The organism is Paenibacillus borealis (assembly GCF_000758665.1).
Lineage (GTDB): Bacteria > Bacillota > Bacilli > Paenibacillales > Paenibacillaceae > Paenibacillus_AQ > Paenibacillus_AQ borealis.
Window position 1 is genome coordinate 6,653,084 of record NZ_CP009285.1, and the last position, 19,557, is coordinate 6,672,640.

At 53.2% G+C, this 19,557-nt stretch carries 15 protein-coding genes; 1 reads left to right on the plus strand and 14 read right to left on the minus strand.

What is annotated here, in order from left to right:
- Positions 1 to 176: 176 nt before the first annotated feature.
- The 10 genes from PBOR_RS28140 to nifB form a co-directional block, all read right to left on the minus strand.
- The gene (locus PBOR_RS28140; protein WP_042217163.1) at positions 177 to 1,319 is read right to left on the minus strand and encodes a homocitrate synthase/isopropylmalate synthase family protein; all 1,143 of its coding nucleotides are present in this window, start codon (positions 1,317 to 1,319) and stop codon (positions 177 to 179) included.
- A complete protein-coding gene (locus PBOR_RS28145; RefSeq protein ID WP_042217164.1) occupies positions 1,316 to 2,068 on the minus strand; it encodes a HesA/MoeB/ThiF family protein in 753 nt (250 codons plus the stop codon). The genes PBOR_RS28140 and PBOR_RS28145 overlap by 4 nt, the downstream gene beginning before the upstream one ends.
- Positions 2,069 to 2,105: 37 nt before the next feature.
- Positions 2,106 to 2,669, minus strand: a complete 564-nt coding sequence (locus PBOR_RS35755) for a DUF269 domain-containing protein (RefSeq protein ID WP_052429668.1) — start codon at positions 2,667 to 2,669, stop codon at positions 2,106 to 2,108.
- Positions 2,653 to 3,063: a nitrogen fixation protein NifX gene (gene nifX, locus PBOR_RS28155; protein ID WP_042217165.1), complete on the minus strand. Its 411-nt coding sequence runs from the start codon at positions 3,061 to 3,063 to the stop codon at positions 2,653 to 2,655. Before nifX ends, PBOR_RS35755 begins: the two co-directional genes overlap by 17 nt.
- Positions 3,038 to 4,366, minus strand: a complete 1,329-nt coding sequence (nifN, locus tag PBOR_RS28160) for a nitrogenase iron-molybdenum cofactor biosynthesis protein NifN (RefSeq protein WP_042217166.1) — start codon at positions 4,364 to 4,366, stop codon at positions 3,038 to 3,040. Before nifN ends, nifX begins: the two co-directional genes overlap by 26 nt.
- Complete coding sequence (gene nifE, locus PBOR_RS28165; protein ID WP_245647926.1) at positions 4,356 to 5,759, minus strand: nitrogenase iron-molybdenum cofactor biosynthesis protein NifE; 1,404 nt, start codon at positions 5,757 to 5,759, stop codon at positions 4,356 to 4,358. Before nifE ends, nifN begins: the two co-directional genes overlap by 11 nt.
- Before the next feature lie 246 nt (positions 5,760 to 6,005).
- Entirely contained in the window at positions 6,006 to 7,565 is a 1,560-nt protein-coding gene (gene nifK, locus PBOR_RS28170; RefSeq protein ID WP_042217168.1) for a nitrogenase molybdenum-iron protein subunit beta, read from the minus strand.
- Positions 7,562 to 9,019: a nitrogenase molybdenum-iron protein alpha chain gene (nifD, locus tag PBOR_RS28175; protein ID WP_042217169.1), complete on the minus strand. Its 1,458-nt coding sequence runs from the start codon at positions 9,017 to 9,019 to the stop codon at positions 7,562 to 7,564. Before nifD ends, nifK begins: the two co-directional genes overlap by 4 nt.
- Positions 9,020 to 9,053: 34 nt before the next feature.
- The gene (gene nifH / locus PBOR_RS28180) at positions 9,054 to 9,920 is read right to left on the minus strand and encodes a nitrogenase iron protein (protein ID WP_042217170.1); all 867 of its coding nucleotides are present in this window, start codon (positions 9,918 to 9,920) and stop codon (positions 9,054 to 9,056) included.
- 6 nt (positions 9,921 to 9,926) lie between these two features.
- Complete coding sequence (nifB, locus tag PBOR_RS28185; RefSeq protein ID WP_052429669.1) at positions 9,927 to 11,294, minus strand: nitrogenase cofactor biosynthesis protein NifB; 1,368 nt, start codon at positions 11,292 to 11,294, stop codon at positions 9,927 to 9,929.
- A 668-nt stretch (positions 11,295 to 11,962) separates the two neighbouring features.
- Here nifB and PBOR_RS28190 point away from each other — a divergent pair.
- Positions 11,963 to 12,790 carry a TerC family protein gene (locus PBOR_RS28190; protein ID WP_042217172.1) on the plus strand — a complete coding sequence of 276 codons (828 nt, stop codon included), beginning with the start codon at positions 11,963 to 11,965 and terminating at the stop codon, positions 12,788 to 12,790.
- A gap of 79 nt (positions 12,791 to 12,869) precedes the next feature.
- On the opposite strand, the gene PBOR_RS28195 is transcribed toward PBOR_RS28190, so the two are convergent.
- The 4 genes from PBOR_RS28195 to PBOR_RS28210 form a co-directional block, all read right to left on the minus strand.
- On the minus strand, positions 12,870 to 15,212 hold the full coding sequence (locus tag PBOR_RS28195; protein WP_042217173.1) for an S-layer homology domain-containing protein: 2,343 nt from the start codon (positions 15,210 to 15,212) through the stop codon (positions 12,870 to 12,872).
- A 150-nt stretch (positions 15,213 to 15,362) separates the two neighbouring features.
- Positions 15,363 to 16,355 carry a carbohydrate ABC transporter permease gene (locus PBOR_RS28200; RefSeq protein WP_052429670.1) on the minus strand — a complete coding sequence of 331 codons (993 nt, stop codon included), beginning with the start codon at positions 16,353 to 16,355 and terminating at the stop codon, positions 15,363 to 15,365.
- Positions 16,356 to 16,360: 5 nt separating this feature from the next.
- A complete protein-coding gene (locus tag PBOR_RS28205; protein WP_052429671.1) occupies positions 16,361 to 17,236 on the minus strand; it encodes a carbohydrate ABC transporter permease in 876 nt (291 codons plus the stop codon).
- 4 nt (positions 17,237 to 17,240) lie between these two features.
- Complete coding sequence (locus tag PBOR_RS28210) at positions 17,241 to 19,550, minus strand: DUF5696 domain-containing protein (RefSeq protein ID WP_042217174.1); 2,310 nt, start codon at positions 19,548 to 19,550, stop codon at positions 17,241 to 17,243.
- Positions 19,551 to 19,557 lie beyond the last annotated feature (7 nt).

Below are 19,557 nucleotides of genomic sequence, written 5' to 3' on the forward strand. Positions count from 1 at the left end.
CCATTCTCCTTGCTTTTTTCCGATTAACATCCTGCTCAAAGTGTAGATGCTTCCTGTAAGCTATGCAAGTTATCTTTTCAGAAAATGGCGGTTTCACAGCAAAAAAATAAAAAAGCAGCACCGTCCTCCCTTAGGAAAACCGGCGCTGCTTATATGATCAACACTTCATTGCTGTTCTATACCGCATTCTGAGCCCGCTGCTGCTCTTCCATCAGCCATTGCACGAGCATATACTCCGGCACGGTGCCTTTGCGGGCTTCCGCATATTCACGCACCTTCTCCAGCAGACGGCCGGCCGTATCGGCACTGACCTCAAGCCCCCGCTGCTCCAGCACATGGGTCACACCGCCGCTGCCGGAATGCTTGCCGAGCACGAAACGGTGAGCCCGGCCTACCTCCGCAGGATCGAAGGACTGATATGTCGATTGCTCCTTCATCAGCCCGTCCACATGAATCCCCGATTCATGGGTGAAGGCAAGCTGCCCCACAATCGGCTTCGCGTCACCGACACTGCGGCCGGATGCGCTAATCACCTTGTCAGCCAAGCCCTTGAGCAGATCCAGCCTGACCGCACATTCACCGCCGTACAAATAGCGCCAGGCCATGGCTACTTCCTCCATGGCCGCATTGCCGGTCCGTTCACCGATTCCAGCCACCGTCGTGCTGGCCCATACCGCCCCTGCAGCAACGCCGCTGAGCGTATTGGCGCAGGCCAGACCGAAATCATTGTGGCAGTGCACCTCCAGCTCCACATCACCAGGCACTGCACCCAGCAGCCGGCTCACCCGGTCCGCCATCTGCCCCGGATGATGCGCCGAGACGGTATCCGCATAACGGAACCTGCGGATGCCTTCCTTATATAGTATATTCACCACTTCAATGAGGAAATTCATATCCGCCCTGGAGGAATCCTCCATGCCTACTGACACCGTCATGTCCTGCCGCAGCCCGTATTCCACTGCCCGAAGCAGCTTGTTCAGGCCTTCCCGCTGCGACAGCCCCAGCTTCCCCTGCAGCTGAATCTCCGACACCGGAATGGAGATATGACTCCAGTTCACTCCGGTAGCCTTTGCCTTGTCAATATCTCCGGGAACCGAACGGTTCCACGTCATCAGCTTCATGGGCAGTCCCAATTCAGCGATGGCCGCGATATCCTCCTGCTCCCGTTTGCCCATGGCAGGAATCCCTACCTCTGCTTGCTCTACTCCGCACTCCGACAGCAACTTTGCGATTTCCAGCTTTTCCGCCCTCGTGAATGAAACTCCAGCCGCCTGTTCACCATCCCTCAGTGTCGTGTCACATAGCTTGAGACTTTTCACGGTTTACCTCCTTCTCCGCAGCAAGCGCAATTCGGATTACGGGTAATATGGACGCTATAACAGGCGAAGTCGAGTGAGCTGAAGCGATGCATTACGCCCGCATAAGTTGTCCCTACCCCTGTAATCCATTTTACGGCTTCCAGCGCTGCCAGACAACCCGCAATCCCGGAGGTCGCACCCAGAACAGGGAACCCAAACGGCTCCCACTGCGGCTGCACATCCGGATACAGGCATTCGAGGCAAGGCGTCAGTCCTGGAATCATAGTAGTCAGCGATATTTCAAAGCCATACATTGCCGCTTCCACCATAGGCGTGTTCGTATCGACACACAGACGGTTCAGCGCATAACGCTCAGGGAAATCGTACCGGGCATCGATCACAATATCGGCATCCCTTACCCAGGGTCTGGCCGCGTTATATTCAATTTTAGAATTATAGCCTTCAATTTCCACGTGCGGATTCAGCCGCTTCAGCTGAGCAATAGCTGTACTCATACGCTCATGTCCCAAATGATCACTATCCATCAGAATCTGCCGGTTAAGATCCGGTGCGAGAATGATTCCCTCATGGGCCAAAATAAGCTTGCCGACACCTGCCGCCGCCAAATAGAGTGCCGCTGTTCCGCCAAGTCCGCCGATTCCGGCCACCATGACTGTCGCTTCCTTCAGTGCCCTCTGCCCGTCTTCCCCGAGCAGCTTCAGCTGCCGGGCATACCGTTCCAGCTCCAAACCTCCGGCAAGCTGCTCCATTCCTGAATCCCCCTGTAACTGCGAATTAAGATTTGCTCTAGCCCTCCAGGCTGAGCAGCCCGTACTCTGAAGTCATCACCTTGTATTTATCCAGAAAAGCCTGCCCTTCTTCTATACACTCTACCCCGTACCGGATCGTCTTCTCTGCAGAAGTGAACGGGAAGGGGGCGCCGGCGCGTAAGCTTTTGAGCACCAGAATAACTCTGCCGCTGTACAGCAGCCCCCGTCCGAAGCCCTCGCCGTTAATCTCGGCGGTACTCTGGATCATAAGGCCCGTTCTTTCTTCCATGACTCCGGCCATCGCCTGGAAGAGCAGCGGCACCTGCTGGCGGACCTTCGGTGACACGGCACAATTGAATTCAGATTGATTCTGATCCTCGGCAGTAGCCAGGAACAGCTTCCCGATCTTCTCCAGCGGCGGCAGCATGCTATTACGCCCGAAGAAATCTCCGGCATCCAGCAGATGGCACAACCGCCGGACCAGAGCATCCGCTGTCTCCTGATTCAGCTCCTTGCGCACTTTCCGGCTGCGCTGTCTTCCCGCAGCTTCCGGAATTCCCGTATCCTGCAGTGCCGCATGCTCATTAGCCATGGGTTCCATTCGCTTCTCCCCCTTCGCTCTCTCCGGCTTCCTCCGCCCGCAGAACCTTGGCCAGCCACATGGGCGGCTTGCCCTGAAGCATCTCCACCAGCCGTTTCAGCTGATCATCTATAGGACTGCCGAAAGGCACCTTCACCGGCATAATCTTGCGCCGAGTGACCCGCGCCGCCGCTGACGCACCGATCTGCATGATGAAGATCAATGTACAGTCGCTGACCGTATCCAGGCGGCTGTCGATTTTGCCTGCTTCATCCTGGTTCAGCACAGCCGGCAGCTTACGCAGCTCAACCAGAGTTGCACCGGATTTCGTTACATTATATACGGCAAACATCGGACTTTGTCCGAAATGGGCATTCACACGGTTTCCATCATCTGTGGCGAACGCTACTTTCACGGTGTCCTGCCTCCCTTTGCATTAACAAGTTCCCTGCTTTATTACTCCATTCCATAGCGCCTCTGTACCCGACCGAGACAGACATATAAGCACCAAGCTCGTTCCAGACCGGGAATCCGGCCGGCATGAAGGCTGCCCCGATCCGCTGTGCACCCGCGATCCCGTGGGAATTACTGATCCACAGATCCGCACCCTTCCCGAGTACCTCGGCATCGTCCAGATCCCCTACCCATACTTCACGTTCCATTCCGGCAACGAGCGGGGTTTCGTACGAGGTAATCAGCGCCTTCTGCTCTACACCCAGCTCCTCCAGCCATCCCGAGACAGAATACAAATGATCCGGTTCCAGCGCCGTCAGAGCCGACATTCCGGCAAACTGAAAATGGGCATCCAGCATGCTGTCGAGCAGATTCTCCCTCTGCCAGCAATAACGCAGCGGTACCGGCTCCCCGCTGATCTGATGCAGGAAATGCAGTAGTTCATCGGAAGCCTTGAGCCCCATTGCGCCTTCGAATACCTTATAAGGCGTGCCCAGGGCATTGTGCAGCCGCCGGGCCGGACGCTCCATGCTCCCGCCTATGGCAATTGTCAGTCCGGACTGCAGACTCTGCAGCATGGAATCCAGCGGAACCCCGCCCCGGGTCAGCGGCGAGAAGCCGGTGAGCAGATGGCCGGAAAGGGAAGTCGAGATATCCGGCAGCGCAATCACCTCGAATCCGAAGGAGGAGATAATCTCCTTCAGCTCCATTACATCGGCCGGGGTTAAGAAAGATCCGGGCAGCAAGGTGATCTGCCGGGTGTTTACGCTCCTGGACCCCCGGTGCCCGACCTGCTGGATCATCTCGTCGATCATGGCTTCTACCGTAGAGCTGAAGCCCGATTCCAATGATCCGCGAAAATCCGGAAGCACGACGGAGAAGGCGAGACCGCCGCGCATATTCCGTTCTCTTTTATACGTCTTCAGCATGTTCTGATAATCCACACCCGCCACATCAGTCAGCTCTGTTCCAATAATGCCGATGATATCGGGACGGTGCTTACTGAGCACCAGATTCAGCGCCTCTTCCAGATTACGGTTGGCATCGAAGATGACATCCATCTCCTGCAGCGCCGAGGTCTGTACGGCAATCGGTTCCCGGAAATGCCGGGTCAGCAGCGCCTTCGGAAAAGCTGAGCAGCCCTGTGAGCCGTGAATCAGCGGCATGGCCCGGTAACAGCCCTGCAGTGCAAGCACGGCACCCAGCGACTGTCCGATCTTCATCGGGTTGACCGATGCCGGCTTCTTTCTCCGGTTAACGGTCATAAGGATGAGCCTCCTTATCCCATGGGGCAGGACTTGCGGCCAGCTTCCAGATTGGATTGGCCAGCGAATAGGTCAGCTCCTTGGCCAGCCTCAGCAATCCCTCATATCCGGCATAAGCTTTGTGCCGCTCCTGATTAATATCAATGAAAGGGATCTGCTCTTTCATTGCCACGTACATATTGCGTCCGCCGGCAATCATAATATCAGCCTTGCGCTCCCTGACCGTCTTAATAATCCGGCTTGCTCCGCCTTCAGGAATGTATTCCGTATCGTCGCCCACCCGGTCAGCAATCCGCCGTACATCATCCTCTGTACTCTTGTTAGTGCCTACCCCGACTACCTGGACGCCAAGCTCCTTCAGCGCCGAGATCACCGACCAGCTTTTGACACCGCCGGTATAGAGCACCGCCCGTTTCCCTTTCAGCAGCTTGCGGTAAGGCCGCAGATCCTGGCTTAACCGGGCTTCTTCCCGTTCTGTGAGCCGGTCCACCCGCCGCTCCATCTCACGGTCATTCATCAGAAACGCCATTTGCCGCAGCGAATAGGTCGTTTCCTTGGCACCATAGAACGAGCCTTCGAAATATGGAATGCCGTATCTGGATTCCATCTCCTTGGCAAGGCCCAGCAGTGCCCGGCTGCAGACCACCATATTCACTTTGGCACGGTGTGCCCAGGTAATTTCCTTGTAACGGGCATCTCCCGTTATCCGCGAGGTTACCGTAATCCCCGCACTGTTCATCAGCTTCTCGATATCCCACATCTCACCGGCAATATTATATTCTCCGATCAGATTCACACCCAGAGGTGTCAGCGGCTCCGGCTCTCCTGTACCGATGACATACTGCAGCAGGGCATCCCCGGCCAGCCGGTTGCCGAGATTCTTGCTGCCGACGAAGCCGGGACTGTTCACGGGGATCACAGGAATCCCGATCCGCTCAGCCGCAGTCTTGCAGACCGCATCCATATCTTCGCCAATCAGCGCAGTCACACAGGTTGAATATACAAATATTGCCGGAGGCGCAAAGCGCTCGGCAATATAGTCGATACTTTCCTTCAGTTTCTTCTCGCCGCCAAAAATAATATCGGAATCCGTAAGATCCGTAGCGAAGCCATATTGGGACAGGCAGGGGCCGCTTGATAACGTTCCTCTGCTCTCCCAGCTATTTCCGGCACAGGCAATCGGTCCATGGACAAGATGTGCAGCGTCCATAATCGGCAGCAGCGTAATTTGGGCTCCGTCGAAGGAGCAGCCTCCAGCTGCTTCACCCGGTTTGGGCCGCGGACAGGGCTTTGCCTTTGGAGCTATGCTCCCGCAAGCCTCGGAATCAAATTCGTCTTTTCGAACAGGGTCCATCGGCTCTTCATCTCCTTCGCTTAAGATGCTGTGTTTCACGCATATCTTGCGCTGTTCCTGAGGCGGCACTTGCACATGATGGCAAGAATCCCGGCCCTCCGCTGCCCCCGGATTGCGGTCATATTAACCGTTGCCGAATGTACCGGGGACCAGGGAGACCAGGCGAGTTATTTTTTACATTTATTCAAAAAGTTGTCTTTATAATATAAATTACATTTCAGAAAGTTTCAGTAATCCCAATCACCTTCCGTGATCACTTTAACTTAGATAGCTGATAAATCCCGTTTAGCGCACCAGCTCGAAATTAAATCCGGAATGATTATCATCGAGCTGCTGAAGGATTGTATTCACAATCAAGCTAAGCAGATTCAACGTCCCCTGATACCCGATAATGGGATAACGGTGCATATGATGACGGTCAAAGATCGGGAATCCGACCCGGATCAGCGGTACATCGGCATCCTTAGCGGCGAATTTCAGATGTGAGCTGCCAATGGCCAGATCAACCGTATCATTCAGCAGCAGCGAGCGCATATGCCACAGATCTTTACCCACATGCACAGTTGCTTCTGAGCCGTACGGGCTGGTGGCGAGAAGCGCCTCTGCTTCATCCTTGAACTTCACTTCATTGTAATCGACATCACCGTTCGAGCAGACGATATGCACCGGCTCCATTCCGGTTTCCAGGCAGAAGCCGATTAGTCCGATCAGCAGATCCGGATCACCTACAAGCGCAACCCGCTTGCCGTGCAGGTAAGGATGACTGTCCATGAGCGCATCTACTACGCGGCCGCGTTCTTCAGTAAGTGAAGCAGGAACCGGCAGGCCGGTCAGTTCGCTGATCGCCTCCAGCAATTGATCCGTACCTTTAATCCCAAGCGGCGTGGATAATGCAGAAATCTGCTGATTCCAGGTGCCACTGATATATTCCTGCGTCTTCTTCAGCGTATATTTTTGCAGGGACAGGGTTCCCAGTGCATTGGCTGCCTGCGGAACATCCTCAAGCTTCGTGCCGCCATAGTAATACTCGTATTCTCCTGTGGCAGGTGAGTCATAGTTCCCGCTGTGATCTCCCAGGATGGTGTACTTCGTATCAAAAGCTGCCAGAATCTTGCGGAGCTCAGCAAAGTTACCGGTGTATGGCTCAAAGCCAAGCAGAACATTCAGCTTCTCACCGCTATCCGCACCGCTTCCAGGCTTACTCTCGATTCCCGAACGGGTGTAGAGGTAGCTCAGAATACCTTTGATCATGGCGTCATAGCCAGTGATATGTGAACCGACGAAGCTCGGTGTATTGCAGTAAGCCACTGGATATTCTTCACTGATCACCCCTTTAATCCGGGCATTGCCGATAAAGGAATTCAGGTCGTCCCCGATAACCTCAGCCATACAGGTGGTACAGATCGCAACCATCTCCGGTTTGTACAGCGCGACACTGTTCTCAAGACCATCGATCAGGTTGTTCATTCCGCCGAATACGGCTGCATCCTCTGTCATTGATGTGGAAACGGATGGCGTCGGTTCTTTGAAGTGGCGGCTGAGATGGCTGCGGAAGTAGGCGTTGCAGCCCTGCGAGCCGTGTACAAACGGCAGTGTTTTCTCAAACCCGAGCGCGGCCATTACGGAACCCAGCGGCTGGCAGGCTTTGTGCGGATTGATGACCACATTCTGGCGGTTAAAGTTCTTCTCCATATATTCAGCGGATTTGGAGTAAGCGAGTGCTTCAGCAGTTTCCTGCTCGCTGCAAGGCGCTTCGAACTGTTTCTTGTTCTCCCGCTGCTGAACATAACGCTCTTCCTTAAACAAGCTCGTATTATCTTTAATGTTCAGTTCATCCTTGCTCATATGCTCGCCTCCTCTGGCTGGATTTTGGATTTCCGGGTGACCAGATCCCATACCGGGCTGTTCACCGTCATATCCATATCCTTGGCAAAAACCTTAAATCCGTCGAAGCCATGATACGGACCGCTGTAATCCCAGGAGTGCATCTGACGGAACGGAACACCCATTTTGTGATACACATACTTCTCTTTCACACCCGAACCTACCAGATCAATGTTCATTCTCTGGGTGAGCTCTTCCAGCTCATAGGCTGTAGGGTCATCCATAATGATTGTTCCTTCCTGCAGCATCGGAAGCATCTTCTCGTAGTCATCTTTATGGGCGAATTCATAACCGGAAGCCACGATATCCATCCCCAGATCCTCATACGCTCCGATGGTATGGCGGGAACGTAGTCCGCCGATCATCAGCATGACGGTTTTATTCTCCAGCCGGGGTCTGAATTTATTGATAATGGCATCCATCACCGGCTTATATTTGGCAATCATCTTTTCGCAGTTCTCTTGAATGGTTGCATCGAACAGGGCCGCAATCGCCCGCAGGCTCTCATACGTCTTCGTTGGCCCGAAGAAGTTGTATTCCAGCCAGGGAATGCCGTAAGCCTTCTCCATATGATCCACCATGTAGTTCATTGAACGGTGGCAGTGAATCAGGTTCAGCTTCGCCTTGTGAGCCACTTCCAGCTCATTGAGGGAGCCGTCCCCTGACCATTGGGCAATCACGCGCAGGCCCATTTCTTCCAGCAGGATACGGGAGGCCCAGGCGTCACCGCCGATATTATAGTCGCCGATAATGTTGACATCATACGGGCCGGTCTCCGCCAGCTCCGCACGGCCCATGACGAAATCGCGGATGGCGTCGTTCGCGATATGGTGGCCCAGCGATTGGCTGACCCCCCGGAACCCTTCACAGCGCACGGGAACAATCGGCATATCCAGCTCTTTGGACATCTTCTTGGATACCGCTTCAATATCATCGCCGATCAGACCGACCGGGCATTCCGATTGAACCGAGATCCCTTTGGCCAGCGGGAACATTTCGGTGATTTCACGCATGATTACGGCCAGCTTCTTATCTCCGCCGAAGACAATATCCGTCTCCTGAAAATCACTGGTGATCTGCATCGCCGTAAAGTTGTCAATGCCCAGCGTACCGTTCGCGAAGTTACGGCGTGAGCCCCAGCTGTACTGACCGCAGCCGACCGGTCCATGACTAATGTGAACCATATCCTTGATCGGCCCCCATACTACACCTTTGGAGCCTGCATAGGCACAACCGCGCGGAGTCATCACACCCGGCCGGGATTTAATGTTGGACTTGACTGCGCAAGTCCCGCAATCTATTGCGTTATCGGTAGCAACCTGGAAATGCTTCTCGCGGTCTTTCCTCGCTTTTTTCGGATAAGCTTCCAGAACTTCTTCTACCAGTTTTTTATTTTCTTCGATATTCAGTCCCATGTATTGACCCTCCTTTTCTTGATGGCTTAGAGTCTTATTGACCGGAAGCCTGCAGCTTCTTGATCGCAGCTTCTTCATCTTCGATGATGCCGAATTCCATCAGCAGCTCTTCCAGCTCTTCCATCGAGATCGGAGTAGGGATGGTCAGCATTTTGTTGTTAAGGATTTTCTCAGCCAGCTTCTCATATTCCAGGGCTTGCGAGTGGGTAGGGTTATATTGGGCAACGGTCATTCTGCGCAGCTCGGCGTGCTGAACGATGTTATCGCGCGGTACAAAATGGATCATCTGCGTGTTCAGACGGCGGGCCAGCTCCATGATCAGCTCATCTTCACGGTCCGTGTTACGGCTGTTGCAGATCAGGCCGCCCAGTCTTACACCGCCGCTGGTAGCATACTTCAGGATACCGCGGGCGATATTGTTCGCTGCGTACATCGCCATCATCTCACCGGAACAGACAATGTAGATCTCTTGCGCCTTGCCTTCGCGGATTGGCATTGCGAAACCGCCGCATACAACGTCACCAAGTACGTCATAGGATACGAAGTCCAGATCCTGATAAGCGCCTTCCTGTTCAAGGAAGTTAATGGCGGTGATGATCCCGCGTCCTGCGCAGCCTACACCCGGTTCAGGTCCGCCGCATTCTACGTTGATAATGTCACCGAAACCTGTCTGCAATACATCTTCAAGCTCAAGATCCTCTACCGAGCCAAGCTCAGCCGCCAGTTCAAGCACGGAGTTCTGGGCTTTCGTATTCAATATAAGACGGGTGGAGTCTGCCTTAGGGTCACAACCAACGATCATGATTCTTTGTCCGAATTTAGTAGCCAGCTGAGCCAGGGTGTTTTGTGAAGTTGTCGATTTACCGATACCGCCTTTACCGTAGAAAGCTATTTGTCTCATTGTTCATCATCCCTTCGAAATGTTTATATTTTCAAAATAAGAGCTGTACTTGACGCTTTCGAGAATGGCTTCCTGAATTCCGCCTTTGCGGACGAGGGGCAAGACTCCGATTTTGTTCAGGCTGGCTCTTGGAGCGTCACCGATACCGGAGCAGAGAAGAATGCGGCAATCACTTAGAATGGATATGATTTCTTGCAGCGTGGCGGTTTTGTCACCGTTACAGTCTGCTTTGCCATGACAGTATGCTTGTATCTTGCGGACACCCAGCAGCTGTACATCTGCGCCGTCAGTGTCATAAATCAGAAACTCAGTGGCATGCCCGAAATGCTGATTGACCTTGTCGCCGCCTCTTGTAGCCACTGCGACTCTGGTCTTCGGTCCGCCTGCCTGAATGCGTCTGGCCTGTTTAGCTTTGACGCGCTCACGGATTTTGGTATCCAGCTCACGCTGGAACATTGCCCTGGCTTCTTCATTAATGACCGGTTCAGCTTCCATTGCTTCAAGCGGGAAATCCTGATTGCGGTCCTGGCCCAGCAGCCCGATCGCATCCGCCCGGCATTGGCGGCAATGGCGCATGACCTTCATTCCGTCACGGCCGAGCAGCTCCTGCAGATTTAACAATTCCTTCGGACGGGGCGCCTTGCGCCCATCCGCTTCGTACTGGCTGCCCGGTGCGATAATCAGCGGTGTTACATTATGCAGTGTGGCCCCGAGTTCTTTTACTCTTTGGGACACGGCGGGCAGATGATGATCGTTGACCCCCGGAATCATAATCGAATTCACTTTGACCAGAATCCCCAGCTTCGCCAGCATCTCAAGCCCCAGCAATTGACGGCTGATCAGCAGTTCAGCTGCTTCCCTTCCTTCGTACCGGACCCCTTCGTCGAATACCCAGGGATAAATCGCCTGGCCGACATCAGGATCAATGGCATTGATGGTGATGGTGACATGACGGATGCCAAGCTCGATAATCTCATCCACATGCCGGTACAGCGTAAGTCCGTTAGTACTGAGGCAGAGTGACACATCTGGCACATACTTCTTGACCCGGGCAAAGGTATCAAACGTCTGTTCCGGATTCGCCAGAGGATCTCCGGGTCCGGCCACACCCACTACCGAGAGCTGCATCAGCTGAGCGGCAACGCCCCTCACCTTTCGTTCTGCCTGCTCCGGCGTAAGCACTTCACTGACCACGCCCGGCCTACTTTCATTTACACAGTCGAACTTGCGGTTGCAGTAATTGCACTGGATGTTACAGGCGGGAGCAACCGGGATGTGCATCCGGGCATAAAACCGGTGGGCCTCCTCGCTGTAGCAAGGGTGGCGGCTAATCTCCTCCTCCGCTTCACTTGATATACATGACGGCTGCATCATTTCCCACCTCCTGAATGTTTTACGGAGCATTACTCCATTGAAACCACTTCGCAGTAAAACTCGCTTCGGAAGCATCAGCTTACGTTTTGTGAGCTAAGCTTCCCTGGCATTCCCATATGCGACAGTCAACTGGCTGCCAGCTTGGTAAAGTGTTAAGTTAATTAACATAAACCTCGCTTGACCGCTTTAATTAGTCTCATCATATTTTCATAACGGGGTATCGTCAATTAGGATAAAGCTTGATTTGCCCTTTATTTCCTTATGTTTGCAGTTTCGACATATCAGATGTTAAGTTATATAACTTAGACATACCATGTTTCCGTTTTCAAAACAGTCATCTCCGATTGATATTTATTCTCATAAGCATTGACAACGCCTCTCAACTCATATATGATACTTTTAGTCAGATACGTAAATCCTAAAATTTCATATATCCCGTAAAGGGGAGTAGCTGTTAGATAAAATCGTCAATACGAGAATATGAGGATATTCTCCGGTTTTATCGGCAATTTATCATTGTTAGCGAGACCTTTACCAATCAGGTTACCTTTATTCCAAAGGCTAATCTGTTTGGTAAAGGTCTTTTTTATATAGTTTTGGTTACAATAATGGTAATAAGGGTATTTTTTGCTAAAAAGTATCCGGAGCCACATGAGGAGGAAACAGTAATGGATTGGGGATTATTATTAGAATACGGATGGGTGTTGCTCGTTCTGGTCGCACTGGAAGGGCTGCTTGCCGCAGACAACGCACTCGTACTGGCAATCATGGTTAAACATCTTCCTGATGAGGAACGTAAGAAGGCGCTCTTTTACGGATTGGCAGGAGCGTTTGTGTTCAGGTTCGGATCGCTTTTCGTCATCTCTTATCTGGTCGATATCTGGCAGGTACAAGCTATCGGCGCAATTTATCTGTTATTTATCGCGGGGAATCACATCTTCCGGAAATTGTTGTTCAAGAAGCCCGTCACGGATGAAGCAGCTGAAAGCGGCACTTCCGGGGCCGTCAACAAGAAGAAATCCAGCTTCTGGTTCACTGTACTTAAGGTTGAGATTGCAGATATCGCCTTTGCAGTAGACTCCATCCTTGCAGCTGTCGCTCTCGCCGTCGCCCTTCCGCCAAGCGGAATCGGCCACATTGGCGGCCTCGACGGCGGACAGTTCCTCGTCATCTTTGCGGGCGGATTCATCGGACTGGTTATTATGCGGTTTGCTGCTTCGTTCTTCGTCAAGCTGCTGCACACCCGTCCAGGTCTTGAAATCGCAGCCTTCTTCATTGTCGGCTGGGTCGGTATTAAGCTCGCAGTCATCACCCTGGCACATCCTTCGCTGGGTGTGCTGTCCGAAGATTTCGCACACAGCACTTGGTGGAAGCTCACCTTCTACGTGGTTCTGATTATTATTGCCGCTACCGGCTGGTTCATGAGCAGCATCAAGACCGAAGAAAATGTCGGCGAGAATCCCGTCCGGGAAGTCGATAAGCAGCTCGGCAAATAAGCTTCACAACGTAATAATAGGATTCAAAAAGCCCGTTCCCGCCATAATGGCGGGAACGGGCTTTGCTGTTGTCTATTCTTTATTGGCCGATCGGCTGATCAGTTTTGCCTTGCAGCTCCACCAGCTTAATGATTACACCCGCCGCCTGCGCCTTCGTTACGATTTGCTGCGGATTGAACTTCCCGTTCTCTCCCTGCAGCAGTCCCAGCTTCACGGCCAGTGCTACAGCGCCTTTATCCTTAATTGCCGCACTGTCACTGAAGCTGGTTAGGACAGAGTCATTCCCCAGAAAAGCTGAAAGCTTATCGTACTTCAGGAAGGAGGCCAGCAGGACGGCGAGTTGTTCGCGGCTTAGCTTACTCTCAGGCTGCAGCGCAGCCTCTCTGCTGATCCATTCACGCTCCGCCGCGTAGCTGATGGCTTCATAATAAGGGCTGTCCGGGCTCACACCAGCCACTGCTTTCGGCTCAGAACCATTCGAATATCCAGCATAATATGGCGTTGAGGATCTGGCAATCAGGGTAAACCAGTCACCGGCCGTTATCTCCTGGTCCGGATTCACCTTCTTGTCCGCATCTACGCTGATCACGCCGTATCTCAGCAGCTCGGTCAGTGCCTGCTCTGCAGCATGGCCCTTAAGATCAACTGCCTCAGCTGTACTTCTTGACTGCAACGGGTTCTCGTAGGTCGTGACCCATTCCTTAGTTTGCGCATCCAGCACCTTATAGGTATCCTGAGACTCTACCGGAGTCGGAGCATAAACCAGCTTAACCACCGGTTCAACATACTTATTGTCTATATTATATCCGCCTACACTACTGTACTGCAGCTTCAGATCATATCCGCCGAGATAGCTCTGGAGTGCTTCCTTCTCGGAAACTGCCGGAGCAGGCTTGTCTTTGAGCGCTTCATAACCGGTGCTTCCTGGATTCATATAGCTTTGCAGTCTGCCGTAAGTATCTATACTTAAGGATATATTACTGTCGCTAACCGGAATACCCTGATAATAGCGTATGAACTGGTAACGGTATCCTTTCCCGTCCTCAAGGACACTCCACTTCCCTCCATGCTCAGCCAGCTTAAGATTTCCGCTGGCCTTAGGATACAGACGGTTGATAAGCTCTATCGCCCTCTCCTTGGCTTGTGCCTGATTCAGCTTGGTTCCGCCCGCAGGTGCAGGCTGTTCTTTCAATACCTGGCCTCCATACTGATCCAGCTGGAATTGAACGATTTCCCCGGTGCTTGAGTCTACTTCAGCGTAAGTACGCTCCGGCATTGCCATATTTGCAGCCGTGCGGCTTGCTTCCCAGGACAATCTCCAGAGCTTTTGACCGTCATTCTGGGAATTGACGCCAGGATTTTGGCCCGAAAGCTTGCGTTCTGCGGGGATTGCAACGGTCTGCTGTACAAGCTTTGCTGCTGCCGCTGCGGTTAATGCGGTGCCGGAGCTTATCGGCTGGAAAGTATTCTTCCGCTCCGGAACAGCCTCATAAGTGACAGCCGCGGAGATCGCCCCCCCTTCGTTATCGATGCTTTTGCCGGTCTGGGCATCCACAAGATAGAGGGACTCACTCTCAGGACGCCAACCCAGAATCCAGCGGGTTGCCGCACCATCTTTATATAGAGGGATATAATAGAGTCCTACTTTGAAATTCTCGGCAAATTTCTTGCTTGCTGATTCCAGGGAGACCGCCGGCTTCGCTGACGGATACACTGCGTCTGTAGACGGCTTGATGAATTGAACGATATTTCCGTTCCCATCGACGACTATGTTCAGCATATCTGCTGCCGAGGGAAGTCCGTTTCTCAAAATGCTGAACCTAAAGCTGTATTCAAACATACCAAAGAGCGCTGCCCTGCTCATATAGTTCTGGTCGTTCTCTTCCAGTATAAGATCAGTGCCTGCCAGCGATGGTGCGGCCAGGGCAGTAAAGCTGCGGGCTTTCGCCAGTGCCTCCTCCCGGGAGAATTGCGGGGGATAATAGGCATTCTCCCTCAACATAGGATAAGAAATATACGTACTGACCAGGTCACCAGTCATGGCATCCACCAGACTGGAGAACCCGTAACCCGAGTTGCCCAGCTGATACTGCCACTGGATGTTCCAGACCATCTGGTTTCCGGAAGGAGGGTACGAGTCCGTGCCAAGCCGTACATTGGATACCGTCGCTTCCTTCAGAACAGGAAACAGCTCTTTTACCTTGGCAATGGCCTGCTCTTGCGTGAATTTGGCTTTGGCCGGGTCCGGAGCGGCTGAATTGGCGGTCGGGCCGGCAGCTGTTACAGGGACTGCTGTCATCTCTGAAGTGACGGCGGAAGCCGCGGAGGCCAGTCCTCCAGGCAGCAGCAATGCGAGCGTTACGGAAGTGATCAGTGCAGTTCTGGCTGCTTGCTGAATAAATTGATTACGGTTGCTGTTCAAAACAGTTCATCCTCCTCAAATAAGTAACATGGATATTCTAATTATAAATATATTTAGATATATTTACCATATTATATTTGCGACAGGAAATTACAGCATTCTCAGCAGATTTATCAGCGGCAGTCCACTCGTACTTCCCTGATTCCAGTCTTATTCTCCGGCAATCCCGGAACGTTCTACACTTTCCACGAAATGACGCTGCACGAATAAGTATAGAATCAGAATCGGCAGGATGGTCAGGATACAGCCGGCCATAATCTGGTTCAGGCCCGTGGGGGCCATGCCGATGGAGCCGGAGGTCATCTGCGACATTGTTTCCGCCGCCTGATTGTTGGTGCCGTAGAACATGGCCAGCCGCTGCGACAGATTATAGAAATCCGGCGTTGTCAGATACGTATTCGGCTCGAAGCTGTCGTTCCAATGCCACACTACCGAGAACAGGAAGACGATCAGCATCGCCGGCTTAGCCAGCGGGAACATGATTCTCCAGTAGGTTCTGAACGGTCCTGCTCCGTCAATCCGGGCTGCTTCTTCCAGCACATTCGGCATTCTCCGGTAGAACTGGACGAAGATGAGGACGAACAAAGCCCCCTTCAGTCCATGGCCGAACAGCGAAGGAATGACAAACGGCAGATGCGTATTGATCCAGCCCAAGTCACTGAAGAACAGATACAGCGGAACAACGATCGTCTGCGGCGGAACGAGGAACGTAAACAGCAGCAGCACAAAGCACATCATATATCCAGGGAACCGGTATCTGGCAAAGCCGTAGCCGACCAGCGAGCAGCTAAGAATTTGCAGCACCGCGCTCCCGAAGGAAATGATCGCACTGTTGGCAAAGCCGCCCCAGAAATTAAGCGCATTCCACGCCAGGCTGTAATTGTGGAAGCTGAGCTTCTTCGGGATCCACTGCACGGTGGCATCAGCCACATCCTGCATTTGCATCATGGATTTGGATACCATGTACAGGAGCGGATACAGGAATACAAACGTCAAGCTGAGAATGACCAGATAATAGAACGCCACATGGATGACCCGGAACGAGCGCTTAGCTGCCCTGTCCAGCTTCCCGCTGGCTCTCAGGCGGGTGGACAGAGGCTCCATGTCCGCCGGACGAACCGTACTTGCTGCTTCCTTAAGCATATGTTCTATTTCCTCCCTTCGGTTGCACTGAGCGACTTGCGGAACAGCAGGAATACTACGCCCAGGATCAAGAAGATAAAGACAAAGTAAATCCAGCCCATCGCCGAGCCGTAGCCGAAATCATTATTTTTGAACACCACGTTCAGGATATGGCTCATAATCTGATTATCCGCCTTCGTGAAGGAGCTGACGATACTGAATAAGGTGTTCACCAGCATCATGGGCATAATCATCGGGAAGGTGATTTTCCAGAAGCTCTCCCAGGCTGTCGCGCCGTCACATTTGGCGGCTTCATAGAGCGATATGGATATTGTCTGCAGCCCGGCCAGGAAAATCAGAATCTGCACCCCGGAATCCCACATCACGAGCGTCAGAGATTCTGCGGACTTCAGCAGCGTTTCCAGAATATCGCCGGGGATAAAGGCTGAGAGCTTATTGTACAAATTCTGATTATAAAAGATCGGCAGATTCGCCGCCCCCTGGTCCATCAGCTTGCTGAGAATGGCTCCTGAAGCAATGATGACGGGCAGGAAGAATACGCCGCGGAAGAAGGTTTTGCCGATCATTCCGCGGTTCAGCAGAATGGCACAGAACAGCGAAAAAATCAGAATCAGCGGCACCTGGGTCAGTGTTGACACCATGGTCTCCTTGAGCAGCGGCAGGAAATTGACATCGGTCGTAAACGCTGCGCGGAAATGGTCCATTCCGACAAAGGTGGCGATCAGCCCGTCTTTGCTGACCTTCAGTGCATGAAAGGAATAATACATTGAACGGCCCAGCGGGATGGCCATAAACATCAGGAAACCGATCAGCCACAAGGAGATGAAGGAATAGCCTTCCATAAAATAACGCGCCCGCATCGACAACTTTAATTTCTTCACTTCATCATCCTCCTGTCACCGCGTAGCTGTAAGCCTCAATGGTCCGGCCGGCTGCCTCCACCGGCTGATCATTATAATTAACGATAATGCTCACGCCGCCCGCATACGTTGTCCGGAAGACCTTGCTCTGCAGCTCTTCATGATTCGTCATCTGCCGGTTGGCGATAGCATCATATACTTCTTTGAGCTCAAGATAGGTCTTGGCGGAAGGCGTAAGCCAATCGTTCAGTTCTGAGCTAAACAGCCGGTCCTCCAGTGTCCGCTGCAGGTCGCTGGTTTTGGCATAGGTCAGCTCATAGCTCGGAAGCGCCCCGTACTCCAGAGCGCGCAGCGCCTGGCTGCGGGAATCATCGCTCAGATTGGCCGGGCTTGCCGTATAAGGAACAAGGCCATGCACCACCAGCTGATAGAACGGAACCGCCCGGTCGGTATATACGAACCCGCTGGAATCCAGCGGCACCCCGTCAATCCGGTCCACATGTCCCAGCGTATAGGCATACCCGTAATCCACGGCCGTGCTTATCTTCTCCTGGCGATAAAGATCCAGCGTGCTTACATAGGCACTCTCCGTCAGCTTGCGGTCCGTCCTGGAGTTGTTATCCTCGTCGGAATACAGCAGACTGCCGAAATGATCAAACTGAATGCCGTTAATCCCCAGCTTCCGGTATTCCTTCAATTCCGCTGCGCTGCGTTTCACAATCACAGCCGGTTTCAGCAGATAGAAATAATCATCCGTGTTCCATCCGCTGGAGAGGTAGTAGATGTATTGCTTCAGCACTTCGCGGTTAATGCCGCGCACCGCCTCTTTACCTGCCTTGATACCGTCGCTGTCCATATAAGGCTTAACATAATTGGCTTTCAAAAAGAGCTCTACACCCTGATCTGCCGCATATTCCTGCAGCTCCTTCAGTCCGCCGCTTCCGCCGAGTTGCTTCGCGGCGGGAAAGTGATCCGGCTGGTTGCCGTATAAGCCGTCCTTGGACCAGCCGGAAATCGTGATTTCCAGCTTGGATACGCCTGCGGCATTGTAGCGGTCGATCATTTCCCTGATCTGCTTGAAGGCAGACATCTCTATGAACGTCGAGCCGATCACCTCGTCGCGGGTAATTCCGCCGAGCACCTGAAGATACAGGGGGGTATCCTCTTGCCGGGTTTCCCTGATTCCCTTCTCCCCGAGCAGATACTTGCGGTATTCCTTGGCCATGCCGACATAATTGGCCTCTTCATCCTGCAGCAGGACATACCTTACCGCACGGTCCGTCTTAATCAGTTCCCCCTGATAATAAGGAATCTGTCCGGAGGTACCGACGAAGATGACATCATCCTTGCGCAGCGTGAATTCGCTGGAAGCTCTGTACAGCGGGATGGCACGGATGCCTGCCGGCACACCGTTGATCTTCGCATCGGTCTCGCCTTGGGTGACGATGGCCAGATAACCGGTGCCGCCATGGTACATCCCGAATACAGGCATGGCCACCGCCTTCTTCATAGGCGTTTCCTTAAGCCAATAGCTGTCCTCGATTTCATGATTCTGCTTAATGAAGGTTTCGTCTCCGCCGTAAATGTATTCGGAATATCCCTTCAGGTACGCCGGATGATCCGGGCGGAATTCCAGCAGTGCCCCGGGGCCGTCGGGAAGCAGCATCGCCCCTTCTTCATCTTCCCTGGCCGCATGGAAGAACGGCAGCACCTCCAGGCTCGTAAACTTCGCATTGCCCGTTTCCTTCAGGTACTCCTGGGGAATGGACGCCTCGAAGCCGTCCTGCGTCAGCCGGTACTCCAGCGCGAATGACAGCTGCAGACTCTTGAAGGTGAATTCGGCGCGGACCACCTCCGGCTCCAGCGTAACCTTAACGCTGGAATCCTCATCCTTAAGCGGATAGACCTGTGTAATATCCGCCCCTTGCGTATATCTGGCATAGACCGGCGCTGCCGTATATTTCTTGACGTTCGGCATGGCCGTCTTCGCAAGCTGCGGCGAGCCCAGCCATTCCTTGCCCGTCGATTTGTCCGTGATCCGCAGGTTCCCCGATTGCTCATCCGCATACAGGATGTAGCGTTCGTTCTCCAGCGCCTTCGTTCCGGGCGTGACCGTGTCCGCCGCCGGAGCCTTCACTGCGGCAGGCTCCTGTGTCTGTGCTTCCGCCGTTTCCGCTTGCACCGGTGCTTGCGCCTGCAGCTCTCCCGCCGCAGCCTCCGCGGGGGCTGCGGCGGACGGGCCCGCAGAGCCGTAGAGCGGCGGAACCTGTATAGCTGCAGCCAGCACCACCAGCACGATCAAGAGGATGCTGCGCACCTTCATTTTTGTAATCATCGTGTTC